This is a genomic window from Pseudomonas gorinensis (assembly GCF_042015035.1).
GTDB lineage: Bacteria > Pseudomonadota > Gammaproteobacteria > Pseudomonadales > Pseudomonadaceae > Aquipseudomonas > Aquipseudomonas gorinensis.
The window spans coordinates 2,389,204-2,409,013 of sequence record NZ_CP167125.1 but is presented as its reverse complement, the minus strand read 5'-3'; the positions used below and the strand labels follow the sequence as shown (position 1 = coordinate 2,409,013).

The window sequence follows — 19,810 nt, the reverse complement described above, 5'->3', positions numbered from 1 at the left end:
CATGGAGCAGAAGCGTCCTTCCATTCCGATACAAGTCCAGGCGTTCCGCCGTCGCCACAGGCGGCCCCGCTGGCCTTGGGCCTTGACTGCTGCGCTGGTCGCGCTGCTGCTGATCTGGCTCGTGTCCCGGTCGCCCGGCGAATCCTCATCGCAGTCGCCCACGCCGGCTAGCACGGCGCAGATGGCCGGGCCGCCCTGGAAAATGGGCAACCCCGAGGGCCGTTTCACACTGACGCTCTATGCCGATCTGGAATGTCCGTTCTGCCGGGAGTACTTCCCGCAGCTCAAGCGCTGGGTCGGCAGCAACGCCGACGTGACCCTGCAATGGCATCACCAGCCGCTGGCTGCGCACGAGCCGGCCGCGTTGGCCGAGGCGCGTCTGGTCGAGTGCGTCGCCGAAGCCGGCGGGCATGCTGCCTTCTGGCGAGCCGTCGAGTGGGTCTATGCCCACACGCGCAGCGACGGCCTGGGACTGCCCGATGGCCTGCGCTACCCCGAATCGACGCCGGCCGTCGAGCAGTGCATGGCAAGCGAGCGGGTCGACGCGGCCATCCGCGCCCAGGCCGCGGAAGCCACGAAAAGCGGCGTGACGGCCACGCCGTCGCTGCGCCTGCTCGATCGCCAGACGGGTCAGTCCATCCTGCTGCAGGGACCGATCGAAGGCGATGCCTTGCTGTCGGCCATGGACATGCTGTCCGCTGATGAACCACCCGCCACACCCGCCACCGAAATGCCTGCCGACGTTGTCGGCGACATGCCCAGGTAGCCCGCGGTCCTTGAGGCTACGGCGCAGTCTTCTGCGCTGACCGCTCCCCGTTCGCTCCGCATCCTGGCCGCGAACAATCACCTCTGCGTGGTGGTGGATGCACCTTGTTCCGTTGTTCTCATCCCCAGGAGGGCTTGCCCTCCCAGGGCGTGCGCCCTCTGATCTCATCATCCGGAGGTTCGCCATGTCTCTCGTCGTCAATGACTCCTGCGTGGAGTCGCTTTCCGCTGTCGCAGCCCAGCGTGAGGACTGGATCATCCAGCAGGCTATCGCGCTGCTGGAGAGACGGATCTTCAAAGTCGGACCGTGCCTCAGCCGACCGGCCGCCGTGCGGGACTACCTGCGTCTAAAACTGGTCGCTGAGCCCAACGAGGTATTCGCAATCGTTTTCCTGGACAGCATGCACCAAGTGTTGGCCTACGAGCCGATGTTCAGGGGCACGATCAATTCGACTGCGGTCTATCCCCGTGTCGTCGTGCAGCGTGTATTGGAGCTGAAAGCCGCCGCAGTGGTCTTCGCGCACCAGCACCCCTCGGGTGTCACTGAGCCGTCGAGCGCCGATCGTGCGCTGACCCAGCAACTGCAGGCAGCGCTGGCGCTGATCGATGTTCGGGTACTGGATCACATCATCGTTGGCCAGGGGATTCCGTACTCCTTCGCGGAGCACAGCTTGCTGTAGCGCATCGTTCATTGATCACAACGGGGGCTTCGGCCTCCGTTTCTTCCTTGCCCCGAAGCAAGCAGGTATGCGGGGTGTCCGCGATGCGCATTGTTTGTGGGGGCTGCACCGGATTCGGCGTTTGACTATGGCCCTGATCAACTTCCGGGGCACGTGTCATGCCAGCATCTTTTCCCAGGTTCGCGCCAAGCTGGCGAGCCCTTGGCCTGGCCGTTGCACTGCCGGTGTCCTTGGGTGTCTTTAGTCCGGCCACATTCGCTGCCGATGTGCTGGTCATCACCGACAGCCGCCATCCGGTCAAGACCATGGGCGGCGAGCGGCTGATCGAGCTGGACGAAGCGCACCGGATCGAAGCGGAGCTTTCTGCGGAACTGCCCGCCGAACCCGAGCAGGCGACCGCCATCGTCAAGCGCCGACTGAACAGCGGCGGCACCGATCTCCAACGCCGCATCGCTTCCGCCTACCAGGGCGTCACCGACGCGTGGAGCCTGGGCATCACCAGCATCCCGGCCGTCGTGGTGGATCAACGCTACGTCGTCTATGGCGAACCGGATGTGGCCCGCGCAGTCGCTCGCATCGAGCAGCACTGGAGGGCCCAGCCGTGACCCGCCCATTCGACCTGATGCGCCGCCTGCGTGCTGGCGTGGCGTCCGTTCTGCTGCTCAGCGCCACGGGCAGCTACGCGCTCAACACCGCAACCATCGTCGGCTCGGTGGCATCGCCAGACTGCCTCGAATACCGCGTCGTCGGGATCTGCTACTGGCTCTACTGCACCTGGACGGGCTGTACGGTACGCACGTCCATCAAGGTCCGCCACTACATCCCCGATGCGATCGTCTCCAGCTACAGCAACACCGGCGAAAACCCCTGGATCGAAGTCCGGCCGATGAGCACGCCCAACCCATCCGCCCAAACCGGCGGGGACGGAACGACGAACGAGGACCACGAAAACAACCTCGCCAAGTTCAAGAACGCGGACGTCATCGGGCACCCGGGCGTCGAGGTGTTCAACCAGTTCGTGTCGTCCTCGGGCTACTTCTGCGAGGGTGCGGGCACGGCGTTCATGCCGTACTTGCTCGGCACCCTGGACACGCTGGCCTGGCGCTACAACGTGCCCGAGATGGCCTACCCGGAGGCGCTAATTCCCGGCATGCGTGAGGTCGGTGCACGCACCACGATGAACCTCTGGGGCAACGTGTATCCCCGCGGGGGTTTCCTGCACCAGACCGACGACCACAAGGCCAGTGCAGTGGTGGCCCAGCGCGCAGGCGATGTCGTCACGCGCCGGGGACAGATCCACGTTTATCAGCCGCTGCTCGCCAACTCCCGCGATGGCTACTGGCCGGCTGGCGCGCTCATGGAGAGCGATGCCTCGACGGGCAAGTGGCAGGAACTCACGCCAGTCCTGTCCTCGTCCTGCTCGGTCTTCCCGCGCAGCGGCGCCCTGACACAGGCCCGGCAAGGCGATTACGCCTGGGCGCTGTGGCGGCCCTATGCGTGCTGCGAACGCCGGGGCCAGGTGTTTCTCGGCAGCGTCGATTTCCTCTGAGGTGGTGCCATGAAGTTCCGTCCTGCATTCAATCCGTTCTCCCGCCGGGTACGTCGCACGAGGATCGTCATGGCGGTGGCCGGTGCGCTCGCGCTGACGAGCGGTGTGGCCTGGAGCCAACTGGGCTACCAGACCGGCGGCAGTGTCATCGGCGATGACGTCATGTACTCGATCGGCGGCGGAAACGCCGTGTCGATGGGACGTGCGGCTGGCATGCGCTCTCTCGGGGTCGGCGTGGGCTGGAACAGCAACTTGATCTGCGGTGACATGAGCATCCAGACCACGTTGAAGAATCAGCTCAACGGCGTCACCAACGGCTTCCAGCAAATCATGTCATCGGTGATCCAAAGCGCCACCAGCGCGGTGGCGTCGTTGCCGGCACTGATCATTCAGCGGGCCGATCCCGGCCTCTACAACCTGCTCACCAATGGCGTGTTGCAGGCACGGCTCGATTTCGACCGCTCCAAGCTGACGTGCCGTGCCATGGCGGAGAGGATGGCCGAGACGGCGGGCGGGCAGCTCGGCTGGAGCCAGATGGCAGAAGGCTTGGCGCTGCGCGATGCGGTGTCGAGCACGGATGCGGTCTCGGCCGTCGAGCAGGCCGAGACGCGCCGCGGCAATGACGGTGTGCCGTGGGTCGGGGGCAGCAACGCGGGAGGCTCCGGCCAGCCCGCGATCAAGGTCGTCGGCGATGTCACCCGCGCCGGCTACAACCTGGTCAACGGCCGCGGCGTGACCGATACATCGTCCATCGCACCGACCAGTTGCAGCAGTCTCTCGTGCCAGACCTGGACCTCGCCGCAGGCCGCCGTCGAGTGGGCCACGCGCGTACTCGGCGAGAAGGAACAGCGCACTTGCGATGCCTGCACCAAGACCGAGACGACGCCCGGCGTAGGGCTGACGCCGTTGATCCAAGAAGAATACGACGCCAAGCTGCAGGCGCTCCAGGATCTGGTGTCCAAGGCGAAGAACACGACGCCCGAGAACCTGCGCGAGGCTGGCAGTGCATCGCTGCCCATCACCCGCGGCGTGATCGAGGCGCTGCGTGACGAGCCGGACCAGCACCTGCTGTCGCAGCGCCTGGCGTCCGAGGTCGCGCTGTCCTCCGTGCTGGAGAAGGCGCTGTTGCTACAGCGCACGCTGCTCACGGGCAAGAAAGAGCCCAACGTCGCGGCCAACGAGCTTGCGGTGGAGGCCGTGAACAAGGAGAGCGATACGCTCGACCGCGAGATCCAGAACCTCAAAACGGAACTGGAACTGCGCCGCGAGCTGGCCAACAACTCGCCGATGGCCATCATTCAGCGCCATAGCACGCGCGCTTCGGGTTCGCGCGGCATCTACGAGGGCGATCCGGTGCCCGACCGTCTCGACCAACTCCAGAAGGGCAATCCGGGAGGTCGGCCATGAGCGAGGCTCGCATGACTTGGCGTCCACTACGCTGGCTGTTCAGCCGGCACGCGGCGAAAACCCTGCTATGGCTTGTGCTGGTCGTGGCCGCCGCCGTAGGGGCCAACGTCGCGGGCATCTACCTGGTCGGCAGTGTCGCGGCCTGGGAGCGGTGGCTGGCGGCGTCCGCAGGGTATTTCTTCATCTGGCGACTGTGCCTGTACGGCGGTACGGCCTATGGATGGGTCTGGATGCGCCGTCGGCTGCTGGCCCGCGAAGACAGCACGCAGGCGCGACGTCGGCTGATCCGCGCAGAGGTCGCCGGCGTCCTTGCCATTGTGGCGCTCGAAGCCAGCCTGTTGATGCAGGCCGCTTGAGGGGAGATCGAGGCAATGACGCTTTTCACGACCGACTACCTGGAGTACTACCTCACCCTCGTGTCCTGGATCGTCAACAACGGCATCTGGGCCGTGCTGGTGTCCAGCGGGGTGTTTGCGCTGCCCTTTGTGGCGATCGTCATCCAGGAATGGCTCAAGGCCAGAGCGGAGGGCGCCGACGAAGGCAACAAGGGCGTGCTCTCGGCGGCGCGCATCGAGAACCGAGTATTTGTGGCCATCGTGGTCGTGATGTTCGCCGGCATTCCGTTCATCGACGTCGACCTCAGCACTATCCAGTACGACAGCTCGCGCTCGGCGCAGTGCCAGGTCAGCGTGCCGCAGCCCGCGCAAACTGGCTGGTCGCAGTCCTTCAGCACCATCAACAACCAGTCGGCGAAGGTTCCGGTCTGGTGGGCTTTCATGCACGCGCTTTCGCGCGCCGTCACGAGCGCCTCGGTGGCTGCGATCCCGTGCGGCACGGATCTGCGGCAGATGCGGATGGAGATCGATGCCACACGCATCGACGACCCGGTGCTGGCCCAAGAAGTGGCGGATTTCACGCACGATTGCTATGGACCGGCTCGCGCCAAATTGTTCATGGCGCGGCCGGAGCTGGACGAAACGCAGATGAACGATGTGACCTGGATCGGTTCGAGGTTTTTCACGGACACGGGCGGTTACTACGACAGCTACCGCTCTAGCACGGCGCGCGAGGCATGGCCCTATGACGACACCCGCGACGCTGGGCTTGCGCAGGTTGCCAATGGTGGCGGCTACCCGACCTGCAGGCAGTGGTGGTCCGACGGCAGTAACGGACTGCGCGCGCGGCTGCTGGGGCAAGTGGACCCAAGCCTGCTGAATCGCCTGGCGGGCTGGGCTGGATTCCTGAGCCGGGCCGAGGTGGACGACTCCGTGATCCGCGCCATCGCGTCACCGCGGCAGCAGAAATTGAACCAAGGCAGCGTCTATACGGACTACGGCGGTCAGATCGACAAGACATTGCCCAATGTCGTCAACCGTGCCACCAGCGATGTTGGCTTGGCGGTTGGGGCTCTCGCCGCCTTCCCGGCAATGGACGTAGTGCGCCAAGCACTGCCCATGGTGCTCGCGCTGCTCAAGATGGCGCTCGTGATCTGCATTCCGCTAGTGCTGGTCGTGGGCACCTATGACCTGAAGATGGTCGTCACCGTCAGCACCGTCCAGTTCGCGCTGTTCTTCACGGACTTCTGGTTTCAGCTCGCACGCTGGATCGACAGCACCATCCTCGATGCGCTCTACGGGTGGGGCTTTGGCTGGAACCGGCCGCATACCAACTTCGACCCGCTGGTGGGGCTGAACAATGCCTTCGGCGACATGCTTTTGATGTTCGTCACCGGCACGATGTTCTTGGTCCTGCCGACTTTCTGGGTGGCAGCGCTTGGGTGGGTCGGAGTAAAAGCCGGGGTAATCGCTCAGAACCTGGCTGTCGGTTCCAAGGAAGCACGCGACAGCGCGGGATCAGGCGTAAACAAGGTTACCGGCAAGGTGCTTTGATCGGTCGCCCATTTCAGTCGTTGAACGGATCGTTCGGGTCGTGCGGGTCGATCCGCTGACCGCTGGACGAATACAGGCCAAAGCCTGCCTCGCCGTTTCGCAGTTCGTCCGGTTGCGTCCAGCGATCATCATTGACCGTCGAATTGCTGGCCGTCCATGCTGCGGCAACCCCAACCAGAAGCACCAACGCCAGCCAGAACGCGGCGTAGAACAGCAATCCCAGCGCGACCAGCTTCACTACCCATACGAGCACGGTGGCCCCGGCAAGCGGCATCCCCTTGGAGGCGAGCCAACACGACAACCTTCGCTCGCCGCGCGCATAGGCGCGCCATCCACGGCCAACGCTGCGGCCGAGGCGTTCTGCGGTGCTGATGCGGGTTGTCGTGTTCATGGTCGTCTCCTGCTACATGAGGAATGCCTATTCCAGTTTGCTCCAATCCTGCTTGCTTGCCTGCACCAATACGTTCCAATCGTCTGGTGGATTTCCACGTCCGAGCATTTTCTCGAACACGGCATAGGGATCTGACTTGCTCCCCGAAGACCGCAAGGTCTGCTCATCATTGACCCAGGCGTACACGATGACCTTGGCCTTCGAGTCGTACCGGAAGAACAACCGGAACCGCCTTCCGATCTTGGCCCTTCGCCAGTGCCGGTGGGCCAGCCCCAGGGTGTTGCCCTGGCGGTACTCGTCGCGTGCCGGATCACCGGGCACCACATCTAATATCAACTGGTTCAAGGCCCGGAAGAGCTTGACGTTGGCGTTGGACTCGAAGCCCTCCGGGTCGTTCTCCTGCGCGCGCCGTGCGGCTGCGTGCAGCTTCTGCAACTGCTCGATCACACAGTCGTGGAACAGCAATGCCCAGCCATGCCGTTGCATCAGAGTTCCACTTCGCCGTCGATTTCCTCGTCCAGCTTCACGCCGTGACCCGCTTGCTCCAGCATGGCGCGAGTTAGATCCTCGGGCAGACCATGGACGTTCCGGCCCGCCTCGATGTCGCGGGCCAGCAGACTCAGGAACGCACCGATGGCGGGGTCCTCGTGCTCGGCGTCGGCACGGGTCACGACGACTTCTCCGTCACGCAGGTCGAACGCAACCTTGCCGCCGGCATCGACACCGAGCGCCTGCCGGATGGGCTTGGGCAGCGTGATCTGGCCTTTGGAGGTCAGCGTGGCAACTTCATGAATGGCAGGCATGGCCGTTCTCCTAATAGCGATGCCCTGATGGTAAGGAATATTCCTTACCATGTCAATATGGGGTCTCATGGCGTCCTCCCGAGTCCAAGAATCGGCCCATCGTAGGGCGGGAACACCAAGCCTTCACGCATCAATCCGGCCCGCCGAACCTCGCATTGGCCGTGGACGGTCAATGCCCCACGCCCTATACCCAAATGGTTAAAGGCTAAAGGGCCGAAAGGGCAAGGGAATGGGGTGCAAGGGGAAAGGCCCTACCTCGAAAAGGCGAAAAGGCCCCCCGCTCGGCCCACCACCAGGACACCCGCATGCTCTTTCTGTTCCAGCGGAAACGACCTCCGGTCGCTGCCGCTCCGTCGCCAGCGCCCGCCCTCGATCTCCCGAAAGGGCTGCTGCGGCCCGAGTCGGCCGCATCGCTGCTGGCCACGCCGCGCCGGCAGAAGCTGCTGGAATACATCTGGCAGCGCACCTCCCTCTCGCGCAAGCAGTTCGTCACCCTGTACCGCACGCCGCTGGAACGATATGCCGAGCTGGTCCAGCAATTTCCCGCTTCCGAAAGCCACCATCACGCTTACCCGGGCGGCATGCTCGACCACGGCCTGGAAATCGTCGCCTACAGCCTGAAGCTGCGCCAGTCCCATCTGCTGCCCATCGGTGCCAGCCCCGAGGACCAGGCGGCGCAGTCCGAGGCCTGGACCGCCGCCGTCGCCTACGCGGCACTACTGCACGACATCGGCAAGATCGCTGTCGATCTGCACGTCGAACTCGCCGACGGCAACACCTGGCATCCCTGGCACGGGCCGCTGCTCCAGCCGTACCGCTTCCGCTATCGTGAGGATCGTGAATACCGCTTGCATAGTGCTGCAACAGGTCTGCTCTACCGCCAACTGCTCGATCGGCACGTCTTGGACTGGCTCAGTGGCTACCCGGCGCTATGGGCCCCGCTGCTCTACGTCTTGGCCGGACAGTACGAGCATGCCGGGGTCCTGGGCGAGCTTGTCGTGCAGGCTGATCGCGCTTCTGTGGCTCAGGAGCTGGGTGGTGATCCGGCCCGCGTCATGGCAGCACCCAAGCACGCACTGCAACGCAAGCTGCTCGACGGGCTGCGTTATCTGCTCAAGGAAGAGTTGAAGCTGAACCAGCCGGAAGCCTCCGATGGCTGGCTCACCGAGGATGGTTTGTGGCTGGTGAGCAAGACGGTTTCGGACAAACTGCGCGCACACCTCCTGTCTCAGGGGATCGATGGCATTCCTGCGAACAACACCGCCGTGTTCAACGTGCTGCAAGACCACGGCATGCTCCAGCCCACCTCGGACGGCAAAGCGGTCTGGCGCGCGACCGTGACCAGCACGACCGGCTGGTCCCATTCGTTCACCCTGTTGCGTCTCGCTCCCGCGCTGATCTGGGAGTCTGGCGAGCGACCAGCACCTTTCGCGGGCACGGTAGAGATCGACGCGACGCCCGCGGAAAACGACGCCTGCATGTCGGCTCCCGCGCCTACCGTCTCGGTGAACCCAGCGCAGGGAGGTCAAGAGCCTCCGATTTGGGAGGGCGACAGCACCACCATCGTTTCACCGCCCGCAGCCCAGCCCGTGCCCGACGTCATGGAGGATTTGCTCGCGATGGTGGGCTTGGGTGAGTCGGCCGGCGTTGGCCAGGATGCCGAGGAGTTCCTCCACACCCCCGCGCCAGCAACAGCCGCGACGTCCATTCCATCGCCTGCACCTGCACCCGCGCCTACGCCTGGGTCATCGGCAACGAAGCCATCCGGGGAACAGTTCATGGTTTGGCTGAAGCAGGGAATCGCCTCACGACGGCTCATCATCAACGACGCGAAGGCACTCGTGCATACGGTGAATGAGACGGCCTACCTGGTCAGCCCGGGTGTGTTCCAACGCTATGCGCAGGAGCATCCCGAAGTGGCCGCACTCGCCAAGCAGGAGAATCAACAGGATTGGCAGTGGGTGCAGAAGCGCTTCGAGAAGCTGCAGCTACATCGAAAGCAGCCCAATGGCCTGAACATTTGGACCTGTGAAGTCACGGGCCCGAGGAAGTCCCGCCGACTGCATGGCTACCTCCTCGAAGATGGGTCCTTGGCACTCGCCGAAATACCGCCCAACAATCCCTATCTTGCTCTGACTCAGGAAGGATGACGCGATTCGGGCATTGATCGCCACCGTCGTGTGGCGACGATCAATGCCCCGCGAAAATTGGCAACATTTGGCGAACTGAGCTACTCGGCCCGCGCCAACTCCTGTGCAAGGAACGGAGCGGTTCTGCTGCCAGACGTTCGGGCCACCTGCTGAGGGGAGCCCGCCACCACGATGCTGCCGCCGGCAGCGCCTGCACCAGGCCCCACGTCGATCACCCAATCGGCCTGGGCCACCGCGCGCATATCGTGTTCGATCATCACTACGGTATTGCCGGCATCGACCAGGCGCTGCAACTGCACCAGCAGCCGGTCGGCGTCCGACGCATGCAGCCCGGTAGTCGGCTCGTCGAGCACGTACAGGCTTCGGCCGCGCTGGCTGCGCTGAAGCTCGGTCGCCAGCTTGATGCGCTGCGCCTCGCCACCGGAAAGCTCAGTGGCTGGTTGTCCCAGGCGCAGATAGCCCAGTCCGATGTCGCGCAGCAGTTGCAGGGGCCTTGCCACCGCGTCTTCACCCGCGAAGAATTCGCTGGCCTCGTCCACGGTCATCTGCAGCACCTCGGCGATGTTGCGCCCGTTCCACTGCACCTTCAGCGTGGCCTCGTTGTAGCGCGCGCCATGGCAGGTCGGGCACGGCGCGTACACGCTGGGCATGAACAGCAGTTCCACGCTAACGAAACCCTCGCCCTCGCAAGTCTCGCAGCGCCCCTTGGCGACGTTGAACGAGAACCGTCCGGCATCATAGCGGCGGCGTCGAGCATCGGGCGTGGCAGCGAACAGCTTGCGCACATGGTCGAACAGGCCCGTGTAGGTGGCCAGGTTCGACCGCGGCGTGCGCCCGATCGGTTTCTGGTCCACCTGCACCAGACGCTGTACGGCGTCCACGTCGCCCGCCAGATGGCCGCCGGTCGCTTCGATCACTGCCGGCCCTTCGCTGGTGGCGCTTTCGGCTACATCGTCTTCCGGCTCGTGGCCCAGGTGCAGCAGCACCAGCTCCGGCAGGGCCTGCGCGACGAGGCTGGACTTGCCCGAGCCGGAGATGCCGGTGACGGCCGTCAGCACGCCCAGCGGAATGCGCGCATTCACGCCATGCAGGTTGTGGCGGTGAATGTCCTGCAGCTCCAGCCAGCCGGTCGCTTCGCGTGCCCGGCTTCCCGGCGCGGGGATCTCATCGAACAGGTAGCGTGCAGTACGCGATTCGGCAATCTTGCGCAGGCCATCCGGCTCGCCGCTGTAGAGCACGCGGCCGCCACGCTCCCCAGCATCCGGCCCGACATCCACCAGCCATTGCGCGCGGCGCATCAGGTCCAAGTCGTGCTCCACCACGAACACCGAGTTGCCGGCGTCGCGCAGCCGGTCGAGCGCGTCGTACAGGGCCTGGCTATCGGAGGGGTGCAGGCCCGCGGAGGGCTCGTCGAGCACGTACACGACACCGAACAGCAGGGAACTCAATTGCGTGGCCAGCCGCAGGCGCTGCAACTCGCCGGCCGAAAGCGTCGGCGTGGCCCGGTCCAGCGTCAGGTAGCCCAGGCCCAGCCCACGCAGTTGGCGCAGGCGTGCCATCACGCCACCGGCCAGGCGCTGCGCGGCGAGGCGCTTTTCTTCCGATAGCGCCGAGGTGCGGCGCACGTCGGGCGATACCGCATGGACGGCGCGGCCGGAGGCCGCGCGTTCGGCACGGTCGCGTCGGGTCGCTTCCTTGTCCGTAGCCGCCCCCGCTGCATGGGCGCGGAAATCGCCCTGGGCGATGGGTTCGAGCAAGGCCGCCAACTGGTCCAGCGGCATCTGCATGAACGCGCCGATGTCCACGCCGGCGAAGGTGACCGACAGCGCCTCGGGCTTGAGCCGCTTGCCGTGGCAGGTGGGGCACGGTTTGCCCTCCATGAACCGGGACACGCGCTTTCTCATCAACGCGCTCTGGGTGTTGGCAAAGGTGTGCAGCACGTAGCGCCTGGCGCCGGTGAAGGTGCCCATGTAGCTCGGCTCCATCTTGCGCTTGAGCGCGGCGCGGGTTTCGGCGGGCGTGAAGCCGGCGTACACCGGCACCGTCGGTGTTTCCTCGGTGAACAGAATCCAGTCGCGATCCTTCTTCGGCAGGTCCTTCCACGGTCGGTCAACGTCGTAGCCCATGCTGACCAGGATGTCGCGCAGGTTCTGGCCTTGCCAGGCGGGGGGCCAGGAGGCGATCGCCCGCTCGCGGATGCTCAGGGAGGGATCGGGCACCATGATGGCCTCGGTCACCTCGTACACATGGCCCAGGCCGTAGCAGGTCGGGCACGCTCCCTGCGGCGTGTTGGGCGAAAAATCCTCGGCGTACAGCATCGGCTGGTTGGCCGGATAGGCGCCGGCGCGCGAATACATCATCCGCACCAGGCTGGACAAGGTGGTCACACTGCCCACGGAGGAACGCGCGTTGCTGGAGCCCCGCTGCTGCTGCAGCGCCACCGCCGGCGGCAGGCCGTCGATCGCATCGACGTCCGGCACGCCGGCCTGCTCGATCAGTCGCCGCGCATAGGGGGCCACCGACTCGAAGTAGCGTCGCTGGGCCTCGGCATAGATGGTGCCGAAGGCCAGCGAGGACTTGCCGGAGCCGGAGACACCCGAGAACACCACCAGCGCGTTACGCGGGATGGAGACGTCCACCTCCTTGAGGTTGTTCTCGCGCGCACCGCGCACTTCCACCATGCCGCTGGCCGCAGCGGTACAAGAGGATTCACCGAAAGAATTGTTTGGCAAGTTTTTATCCTGTAGTTCGTCCCGCTCAGGACGGGACTTCCTGAGTTCGGGTGCCGCGGCGGCTGGCTTCGAGCACTGCGGTGACAGTGCGGGCGTCGTAGCTGCCGCGCAGACGACGACCCTCGACGAAGAACGTCGGCGTGGCGTGCGCACCGCTGGCGACCGCACTGGCGAGGTCGCGCTCGACACGCTCGATCACCGCAGGGCTGTCGAGATCCGCGATGAACCGTTCGACGTCGAGCCCAAGCTCGGCGGCGTAGCCGATCAGATGCTCGCGCTCCAGCGCATGCTGACGGGTGAACACGAAGTCCAGCCACGGCCAGAACATCCCCTGGTTCGCCGCTGCCTCGGACGCCCGCGCGGCAATCGGCCCGTGCGGGTGGTGCGGCAGATGGCGCACCACATACCGCAGGTCGTCACCGAAGTGGGCGCGAAGATCGTCCCACGAACCGGTGGCGTGCGCACAGTACGCGCACTCGAAGTCCACGTACTCGACGAGTGTGAGCTGGGCGTCCTCCGGCCCGCGGATGTGATCGATCTCCGGATCGACCGGCGGCTCAAGCACCATCGGCAGGTCAGCGGTCTTCTCACCCCACCGCTGGGCGGCGACCTTGAAGATCAGCCACCCGAGCAACGTGGCGAACACCATCGACACGAGCACGCCGACCGTCGCCTGGCGGCCCAGGTCGGAGGTCGTGCCGAACGCGAGCCCGATGATCAGCAGCGACACGGTGAAGCCGATCCCGGACAGCGCCGCCCCACCGAACACGCTCCCCACCCCGACGCCCTCGGGCAGCCGGCCCAGGCCGAGACGGACGGCGACGAGCGTGGTGAGCCCGATGCCCAAGAGCTTGCCGAGCACGAGCCCTGCGATGACGCCCCACGTGACTGGCGAGCCAAAGGCCTCGGCGAGCAGCCCGCCACGCACGTCCACCCCGGCGTTCGCCAAGGCGAAGATCGGCACGATCAGCAGCGCCGTCGGCAGCCGCAGGAACTCGTGCAATCGCTCGTTCACCGAGATACCCCGGGACAGCCCGCAGTCCACCGCGCGGGCCGATGCGGCACTCGGCGACTGCCAGAAGTCACGGAACAACTGTCTTGCCGCAACGACCCCGTGACGTTGCGTCGCATAGGCGGGGATCAGCAGCCCCGCGGCCATCCCGGCGAGGGAGGCATGGATGCCGGAATACACGGTTGCGAACCACAGCACGATCACGATCAACACATACGGCGTCGCCCGCCACTGGCGGGTGCGCCCCAACAACCACAATCCAACGAGGCTGGCGAGGGCGATAAGCAACGGGACGATCCGGATCTCCTCGCTATAGACGATGCCGATGATGGACACTGCGAGGAAGTCATCGACCACGGTCAGGGTGAGCAGGAACACGCGCAACTGACCCGATAGCCGCGGGCCGACGATCGCCAAGGTGCCCAGCATGAACGCCGTATCGGTGCCGACCACCGCACCCCACCCGTGCAGGCCCTCACTTCCGGCTAGTTTCACGATCAGGACATACACCAGCGCGGGAAGCACGACTCCCGTGACCCCCGCGATCAGGGCGAGGCGGGCACGGCTGCGGTCACGGAGCGATCCGTGGGCGAACTCCTGACGCACCTCCAGTCCGATCAGGAAGAAGAAGACGACCATCAGGCCGTCGTTGACCCAGTGATGCAGATCCATGTGTAGGCGCAGTGGCCCGAAGTTGAACCCGACGTCTAGGTGCCACAACTCGAAATAGGCGTTAGATAGCGGCGAGTTCGCCCACACGAGCGCCACAACCGTGACGATCACCAGCAGCACCGCAGCGCCAGACTCCGTGCGTAGATAGTGGGCAACGCGTCTCCGTCTGATATGCGCCGAGGACTCACCAAAAGAAGAGGCTGGCATGTGCTTATCCTGTAGTTTGTGAGATCACGATGGGCAGGTTTCGGAGGCGACCGGTCAGGCGTCCGCCTCTGGCAGCGTCCCATCATCCAGCGAGCGCAGCCAAGTAAGCCATTCTCCCAGCCTGCGCTCAACACCTCTGTCCGTTGGCTGATACCAGCCCGGCCGCGCCACGCCCTCGGGAAAGTAGCTTTGCCCAGCGGCGTAGCCGTTGGGCTCGTCAGGAGCGTAGCGGTAGCCTTCGTGATACCCCATCTGCTGCATCAGCTTCGTCGGCGCATTGCGAAGATGGAGAGGCACAGGCAGGGAGCCGCTGTTCTTGACGAAGGTCTTCGCCTTGTTCCAGGCGGCATAGGCAGCGTTCGACTTGGGGGCGGCAGCAAGGTAGGTCGCCGCGTGGGCAATCGGTATTTCGCCTTCGGGGGAACCCAGCCTCTCATAAGCCAGCGCGGCATTGAGCGCCAGTTGCAGCGCCTGCGGGTCGGCATTGCCGATGTCTTCGCTGGCCACTACCACCATGCGGCGGGTCACCTGGCTGACGTCGCCGCTACCGTCAAGGATGCGGGCCAGCCAATACAGGGCCGCATCAGGGTCGGAGCCCCGTAGCGACTTGTGGAAGGCTGAGAGCTGCCAGTAGAACTCGTCACCGCCCTTGTCGAACCTGCGCAGCGATGGACTGGTGGACAGCTTGGCGGACTGGCCATCGACCACGGTCTTGCCAGCGCCCGACGCCGCATTCGTCACCTGCTCAAGCAGATTGAGGAAGCGCCTGCCATCGCCATCGGCAAAGCCCTTGAGCAGATCCAGCGCGTCCGCGTCCAACGTGACGCCCTGGAGATGCGGCAGTGCGCGTTCGTAGAGTTGGTTCAGTTCGTCGCTGGACAGCGGTTCGAGGGTATAGACCTGCGCGCGCGAGAGCAGTGCGGAATTGACCGCCAACCCCGGATGCTCGGTCGTCCCCCCCACCAGGGTCAGGAGCCCCGACTCGACATGGGGCAGCAGGGCATCCTGCTGCGCCTTGTTGAAGCGATGGATCTCATCGACGAAAAGCACCGTCGATCGACCATGGTTGTCCAGTTCGGCCTGGGCCTCGTCGATGGCTTGCCGGATGTCCTTCACCCCGGCCAGCACGGCCGAGATGGCGATGAATCGGCTGTCGGTCGCACTGGCGGCCAGGCGCCCTAGGGTGGTCTTGCCCACGCCTGGCGGCCCCCAGAGGATGAACGAGTGCAACTTGCCCGCCTCGAACGCGAGACGCAGCGGCTTGCCGGGGCCGAGCAAGTGCCGTTGCCCGACGAATTCGTCCAGCGTCTTGGGCCGCAGGAGTTCGGCCAAGGGAGGCTTGGGCTTTGTCGTGAATAGATCGGTCAAGTTCCTCTCCCTGGCATTTCTGATAGTTGACGTTCCGATAAGGTGGGCACCTCAATCCAGAGAGCCGGATTTATCCAACGCCGTGGGCTCTTTGTCGGCAATCGCATGCATGATGATGCGAGAGCCGCGGTAGCCGATGCTGTGGTTCCATACCCAGCTCAAAGCGACACTGAGACGATTTCGCGTGCCGATCAGAAAGTAGATGTGCGCCAGCTTCCAGATCCACCACGCAAAGGCACCACGCAGCTTCACCCGCCCCATGTCAATCACCGCCAGGCTGCGGCCGATGGTGGCCAGGTTCCCCTGATGCCGGTATTTGAAAGGCCCGTCAGCGGGCTTGCCCTTCAAACGCCGTCCAATCAGGTTAGCGACGTACTTCCCTTGCTGTTTGGCGGCCGGGGCGATGCCCGGCACGGGCTTCCCATCGGCCATGGTGCACGAGGCTGTATCGCCGATGGCGAAGACCTCCGGGCGACCGGCCACCGTCAGGTCAGGGCCAACGACCACTCGACCAGCACGATCAGACGCAGCGCCCAACCAGCGAGCCGCGGGAGACGCCTGGACTCCGGCGGCCCAGACGATGGTCTTGGCCGAAAGGGGCTTGCCGCCATACACCACGCCGTCGGCCGAGCATTCGGTGACCGGAGTACCCAGCACGACCTCGACCCCGAGTTTTTCGAGTGCCTGGCGCGTATAGGCCGAAAGATCCTCTGGAAAGACCGACAACAGACGCGGGCCAGCCTCGATCAGTACAACCCGCGATGTGCTCGGGTCGATCGAGCGGAAGTCACGCGCCAGCGTGTCTCGTGCCAGCTCGGCGATGGTTCCGGCCAATTCAACCCCGGTGGGACCACCACCGATGATGACGAACGTCTGCAGCGCGGCACGCTGCTGAGGATCGCTCGTGCGCTCAGCTTCCTCGAAAGCCGCGAGGATTCGGCCCCGAATGGTCGTGGCATCTTCCAGCGTCTTCAACCCCGGCGCGAAAGCCCCCCATTCGTCGTGTCCGAAGTAGGCATGGGTAGCACCTGTCGCGAGCACGAGCGTGTCGTAGGTTTGCCGCATTCCATTGTTGAGAATGACCTGACGCGCGTCCTGGTCGATACCTTCCACTTCCGCCATCAAGGTGTTCACTTCCGGGCGATTTCGGAAGAGATAGCGAATAGGCCAGGCGATCTCGGATGTCGAAAGTGACGCACCTGCGACCTGGTAAAGCAAGGGTTGGAACAGGTGATGATTGCGCCGATCGATGATCGTCACATCGACCTCGACACCAGCAAGCTGGTTGGCAACCTCGATCCCGCCGAAGCCCGCTCCGATAATGACGACGTGATGTCGGTTTTTGGAGGTCTTTGTCATGACCTGATCTCCTCTCTCAGCGTTTCAGCGCCGATGCGTGGTGTGCCATATGCTCGCCAATGAAGCTGGCAATGAAGTAGTAGCTGTGGTCGTAGCCTGGGCGCAGATTCAACGTGAGCGGGTGCCCCGTCTCGTCGCAGGCTTTGCGCAGCAGGTCGGGCTGAAGCTGGCTCTCCAGGAACTCGTCGCCCAAGCCCTGATCAACCAGCAACGGCAAACGCTCCTGCACGGTGCGAATCAGCTCCACGGTGTCGTACTGCTTCCACACTTCCCGATCGCTGCCCAGGTACGCCTCGAAGGCCTTGTGCCCCCAGGGAACCTGGGTGGGGGCGACGATGGGCGAGAAGGCCGAGACGCTTCGATAACGGCCCGGGTTGCGCAGGGCGATGACCAGAGCGCCGTGTCCTCCCATGGAATGGCCGCTGATGCTCCGCTCCGCTGTCACGGGAAAGTGGGCCTCGATCAGCGCCGGCAATTCCTGCACGACGTAGTCGTACATCCGATGATTCGCAGCCCAGGGTTCCTGTGTGGCGTTGACGTAGAAACCCGCCCCCTGTCCGAGGTCATAGGCAGGATCGTCGGCAACGCCTTCGCCGCGAGCACTGCTATCGGGCGCGACGACGGCAATGCCATGTTCGGCCGCGTAGCGCTGGACGGCGGCCTTGGTGATGAAGTTCTGCTCGGTGCAGGTGAGGCCTGAAAGCCAGTACAGCACCGGCACCTTGCCGTGCTGTGCCTGCGGAGGCAGATAGACGCCGACCTTCATCGTGCAACCGAGCGTCGTGGATTCATGCTGATAAACGTCCTGCCAACCATCAAAGCTGGCGTGATGTTCGATGCGTTCCATGTAGTTCTCCTATGTTCAAAGGAACGGCGCAGCTCTCGCGCGCCAGGACGGCAGCTCGTCAGGAAGATTTCTCTTCCGCTGCCGTGTCGCCGTGGGCGTGTCTGATCCTGCGCACGATCCACCAGATCGTCAGCATCACCGCAGGCACCAGAACCGCCATCACCGGCGCCACGCTGTCGTGAACCATCGGAATGCCCTTGAGCAAATAGCCGAGAAGACTCACGACGTAATAAGAAATTGCCGCGACCGACAGGCCTTCGACGGTTTGCTGAAGGCGCAATTGCATCTTGGCCCGGTTGTTCATCGACGCAAGCAGATCGCGGTTCTGGCGTTCAAGCTCGACGTCGATCCAGGAACGCAGCAACGCGATGGCCCGGGTCAGCTTGTCGGAGAGCTTGGTCTGGCGCTCCTTTACGGATTGGCATGTCCGCATGGCGGGAGCGATGCGACGCTGCAGGAAATCCGCCCAGGTGCAGTACCCGGATACGGCCTCTTCCGAAAGCGCTGCCAGCCTTTCCTCGACGATCTCGTAGTAGGCACGACTGGCGCCGAAGCGATAGAGATTCGCCGCAACGCCAGCTTCCAGTTCGGCAGCCAGGCCGGTCAATTCGGACAGCAGCACGTCGCTGTCGCGCCGTTCCACCAAGCTCGTACACATCTCGTCGGTGATCGCCGCAAGGCGCGACTCCATGCGCCGCAGCTCCGACGTCATCGACCGCGTCAACGGCAAGGACAGCAACGCCAAGGTACGGTAGGTCTCGATCTCCAGCAGACGTTGAGCCAGCGCACCCGCCCGCGCCGGGGTCAAATCGCGGGCAAGGACGAGGATCTGCGTCAGGCCATCCTCATCCTGTCGGAAGTCGGTGAGGATGGCGGCAGAGCCGTTCTCCACCAGCGAGTAGCACAGGCTGGCAGGATCGAAGCGATCGGCCTCCTTCTCCGTTTCCGGCGTCCATGGAAGAAGTCTCAAACGGATGCCGGATACGACCGGGCCGGGAGGAACAAATCCATGCTTGAACGGATTTTCGCCGCACGGCTCTCCCGTCTCGGAATCCAGCGAAGCGCACCAGAGATACGTTGAGAACTCGGTGTGCTTTTCACAGTGCAGGTCTCCCTCATCCCATGTCATGCCGTGAAGCGGCGTAGCGTGGTCGGGCTCGGCAACGCCGAAGCGATGAGACAACTCACTCATCGCCATCTGATCCCTGGCCTGATCGCCTTCGGTCATGAAAGCGAGCTGCAATATGCCGCGGGGGGCCTGAATCAACAGATGCGGGCGCGCATGCACTTCACCCACGGCCGCAGCACGATCGGCATAGGCCGGCATGCCGTACACGGTGGCGGTCGGGGCGGGTTGTACGGTCGTCGCATTGATGTTGGCCGGCTCTTGCATAACGACCTCATTTCTCATTGGTTGAAAAACACGCTTCAAAGCAAATGCCCGCAGCCATGCGTTTCGCACATGGCTGCGGGCCGATCTTCATGAGCAGGCACCGCTCTACACGGTCCGTCTAATAGGCTCGCCGTATAGAGGCTTGTGCTGGCCCTTTCAGAACGCCCTCAGCTTCCTTGCTTTCAGACGAAGGTGTACGAGCAGACCTTGTTGCCCGCCGGATCACGCAGGTAGGCCGCATAGGCACCCGGCAGGTGACCACGTGCGCCAGGCTGGCCCTCGTCGGTGCCGCCTGCGGCAAGGCCGGCAGCATGGAAGGCATCCACTTCGGCGGGAGTGGCGGCCGCAAAGCCGATCGTCACGCCGTTGCTGGAGGGCGCTTCACCATTGCCCGGACGGGCGATGATGAAAGCCGGCTTTTCGCGACCGAAAAGTACCCATCCGTTGTTGAAAGGACCGAGGTTCTTGATGCCAAGAGCACCCAGAGCGGCGTCGTAGAACGCGACCGACTTCTGAAGGTCGGCAGCGCCGATAAAAATGTGCGAAAAGATGCCATCGCCAGAAATGACAGGAGTGGACATGATTA

The 19,810-nt window shown here is 64.3% G+C and carries 18 protein-coding genes; 8 read left to right on the top strand and 10 right to left on the bottom strand.

What is annotated here, in order from left to right; all coding sequences use genetic code 11:
- The first annotated feature begins 1 nt into the window (after nt 1).
- The 7 genes from AB7933_RS11080 (at nt 2) to AB7933_RS11050 (ending at nt 6,290) form a co-directional block, all read left to right on the top strand.
- Nucleotides 2-766, top strand: coding sequence for a DsbA family protein (locus AB7933_RS11080; protein WP_011871455.1), 765 nt, complete (start codon nt 2-4; stop codon nt 764-766).
- A 184-nt stretch (nt 767-950) separates the two neighbouring features.
- The gene (locus AB7933_RS11075) at nt 951-1,445 is read left to right on the top strand and encodes a JAB domain-containing protein (protein ID WP_009876611.1); all 495 of its coding nucleotides are present in this window, start codon (nt 951-953) and stop codon (nt 1,443-1,445) included.
- A gap of 158 nt (nt 1,446-1,603) precedes the next feature.
- Entirely contained in the window at nt 1,604-2,050 is a 447-nt protein-coding gene (locus AB7933_RS11070) for a TIGR03757 family integrating conjugative element protein (RefSeq protein WP_011871456.1), read from the top strand.
- Complete coding sequence (locus AB7933_RS11065) at nt 2,047-2,994, top strand: TIGR03756 family integrating conjugative element protein (protein WP_009876613.1); 948 nt, start codon at nt 2,047-2,049, stop codon at nt 2,992-2,994. Before AB7933_RS11070 ends, AB7933_RS11065 begins: the two co-directional genes overlap by 4 nt.
- Nucleotides 2,995-3,063: 69 nt before the next feature.
- Nucleotides 3,064-4,401, top strand: a complete 1,338-nt coding sequence (locus AB7933_RS11060) for an integrating conjugative element protein (RefSeq protein WP_009876614.1) — start codon at nt 3,064-3,066, stop codon at nt 4,399-4,401.
- Complete coding sequence (locus tag AB7933_RS11055) at nt 4,398-4,757, top strand: hypothetical protein (protein WP_009876615.1); 360 nt, start codon at nt 4,398-4,400, stop codon at nt 4,755-4,757. Before AB7933_RS11060 ends, AB7933_RS11055 begins: the two co-directional genes overlap by 4 nt.
- Before the next feature lie 15 nt (nt 4,758-4,772).
- Nucleotides 4,773-6,290: a conjugal transfer protein TraG N-terminal domain-containing protein gene (locus AB7933_RS11050; RefSeq protein ID WP_009876616.1), complete on the top strand. Its 1,518-nt coding sequence runs from the start codon at nt 4,773-4,775 to the stop codon at nt 6,288-6,290.
- 13 nt (nt 6,291-6,303) lie between these two features.
- On the opposite strand, the gene AB7933_RS11045 is transcribed toward AB7933_RS11050, so the two are convergent.
- Genes AB7933_RS11045 through AB7933_RS11035 form a run of 3 tightly spaced genes read right to left on the bottom strand, consistent with a single transcriptional unit; the run spans nt 6,304 to nt 7,484 of the window.
- On the bottom strand, nt 6,304-6,681 hold the full coding sequence (locus AB7933_RS11045) for a DUF3742 family protein (RefSeq protein ID WP_011871459.1): 378 nt from the start codon (nt 6,679-6,681) through the stop codon (nt 6,304-6,306).
- 27 nt (nt 6,682-6,708) lie between these two features.
- Nucleotides 6,709-7,167, bottom strand: coding sequence for a type II toxin-antitoxin system YhaV family toxin (locus AB7933_RS11040; protein ID WP_009876618.1), 459 nt, complete (start codon nt 7,165-7,167; stop codon nt 6,709-6,711).
- Nucleotides 7,167-7,484 (bottom strand): type II toxin-antitoxin system PrlF family antitoxin, encoded by a 318-nt coding sequence (locus AB7933_RS11035; protein ID WP_009876619.1) that lies wholly within the window; start codon nt 7,482-7,484, stop codon nt 7,167-7,169. The genes AB7933_RS11040 and AB7933_RS11035 overlap by 1 nt, the downstream gene beginning before the upstream one ends.
- Nucleotides 7,485-7,789: 305 nt before the next feature.
- On the opposite strand from AB7933_RS11035, the gene mobH reads away from it, so the two are divergent.
- Nucleotides 7,790-9,634, top strand: coding sequence for a MobH family relaxase (gene mobH, locus AB7933_RS11030; protein WP_009876620.1), 1,845 nt, complete (start codon nt 7,790-7,792; stop codon nt 9,632-9,634).
- 80 nt (nt 9,635-9,714) lie between these two features.
- Here mobH and AB7933_RS11025 read toward each other — a convergent pair whose 3' ends face one another.
- From AB7933_RS11025 to AB7933_RS10995, 7 genes are all read right to left on the bottom strand, one after another.
- The gene (locus AB7933_RS11025; protein ID WP_020924950.1) at nt 9,715-12,366 is read right to left on the bottom strand and encodes an excinuclease ABC subunit UvrA; all 2,652 of its coding nucleotides are present in this window, start codon (nt 12,364-12,366) and stop codon (nt 9,715-9,717) included.
- Between the two features lie 25 nt (nt 12,367-12,391).
- Complete coding sequence (nhaA, locus tag AB7933_RS11020) at nt 12,392-14,257, bottom strand: Na+/H+ antiporter NhaA (protein WP_011871462.1); 1,866 nt, start codon at nt 14,255-14,257, stop codon at nt 12,392-12,394.
- A 54-nt stretch (nt 14,258-14,311) separates the two neighbouring features.
- Nucleotides 14,312-15,625, bottom strand: coding sequence for a replication-associated recombination protein A (locus AB7933_RS11015; protein ID WP_023106336.1), 1,314 nt, complete (start codon nt 15,623-15,625; stop codon nt 14,312-14,314).
- Between the two features lie 51 nt (nt 15,626-15,676).
- Complete coding sequence (locus AB7933_RS11010; protein WP_011871464.1) at nt 15,677-16,984, bottom strand: NAD(P)/FAD-dependent oxidoreductase; 1,308 nt, start codon at nt 16,982-16,984, stop codon at nt 15,677-15,679.
- 16 nt (nt 16,985-17,000) lie between these two features.
- Nucleotides 17,001-17,831 (bottom strand): S-formylglutathione hydrolase, encoded by an 831-nt coding sequence (gene fghA, locus AB7933_RS11005; RefSeq protein ID WP_011871465.1) that lies wholly within the window; start codon nt 17,829-17,831, stop codon nt 17,001-17,003.
- A 58-nt stretch (nt 17,832-17,889) separates the two neighbouring features.
- Nucleotides 17,890-19,224 carry a DUF3422 family protein gene (locus AB7933_RS11000; protein WP_023106334.1) on the bottom strand — a complete coding sequence of 445 codons (1,335 nt, stop codon included), beginning with the start codon at nt 19,222-19,224 and terminating at the stop codon, nt 17,890-17,892.
- A gap of 182 nt (nt 19,225-19,406) precedes the next feature.
- Nucleotides 19,407-19,805, bottom strand: a complete 399-nt coding sequence (locus tag AB7933_RS10995; protein ID WP_017514589.1) for a VOC family protein — start codon at nt 19,803-19,805, stop codon at nt 19,407-19,409.
- Nucleotides 19,806-19,810 lie beyond the last annotated feature (5 nt).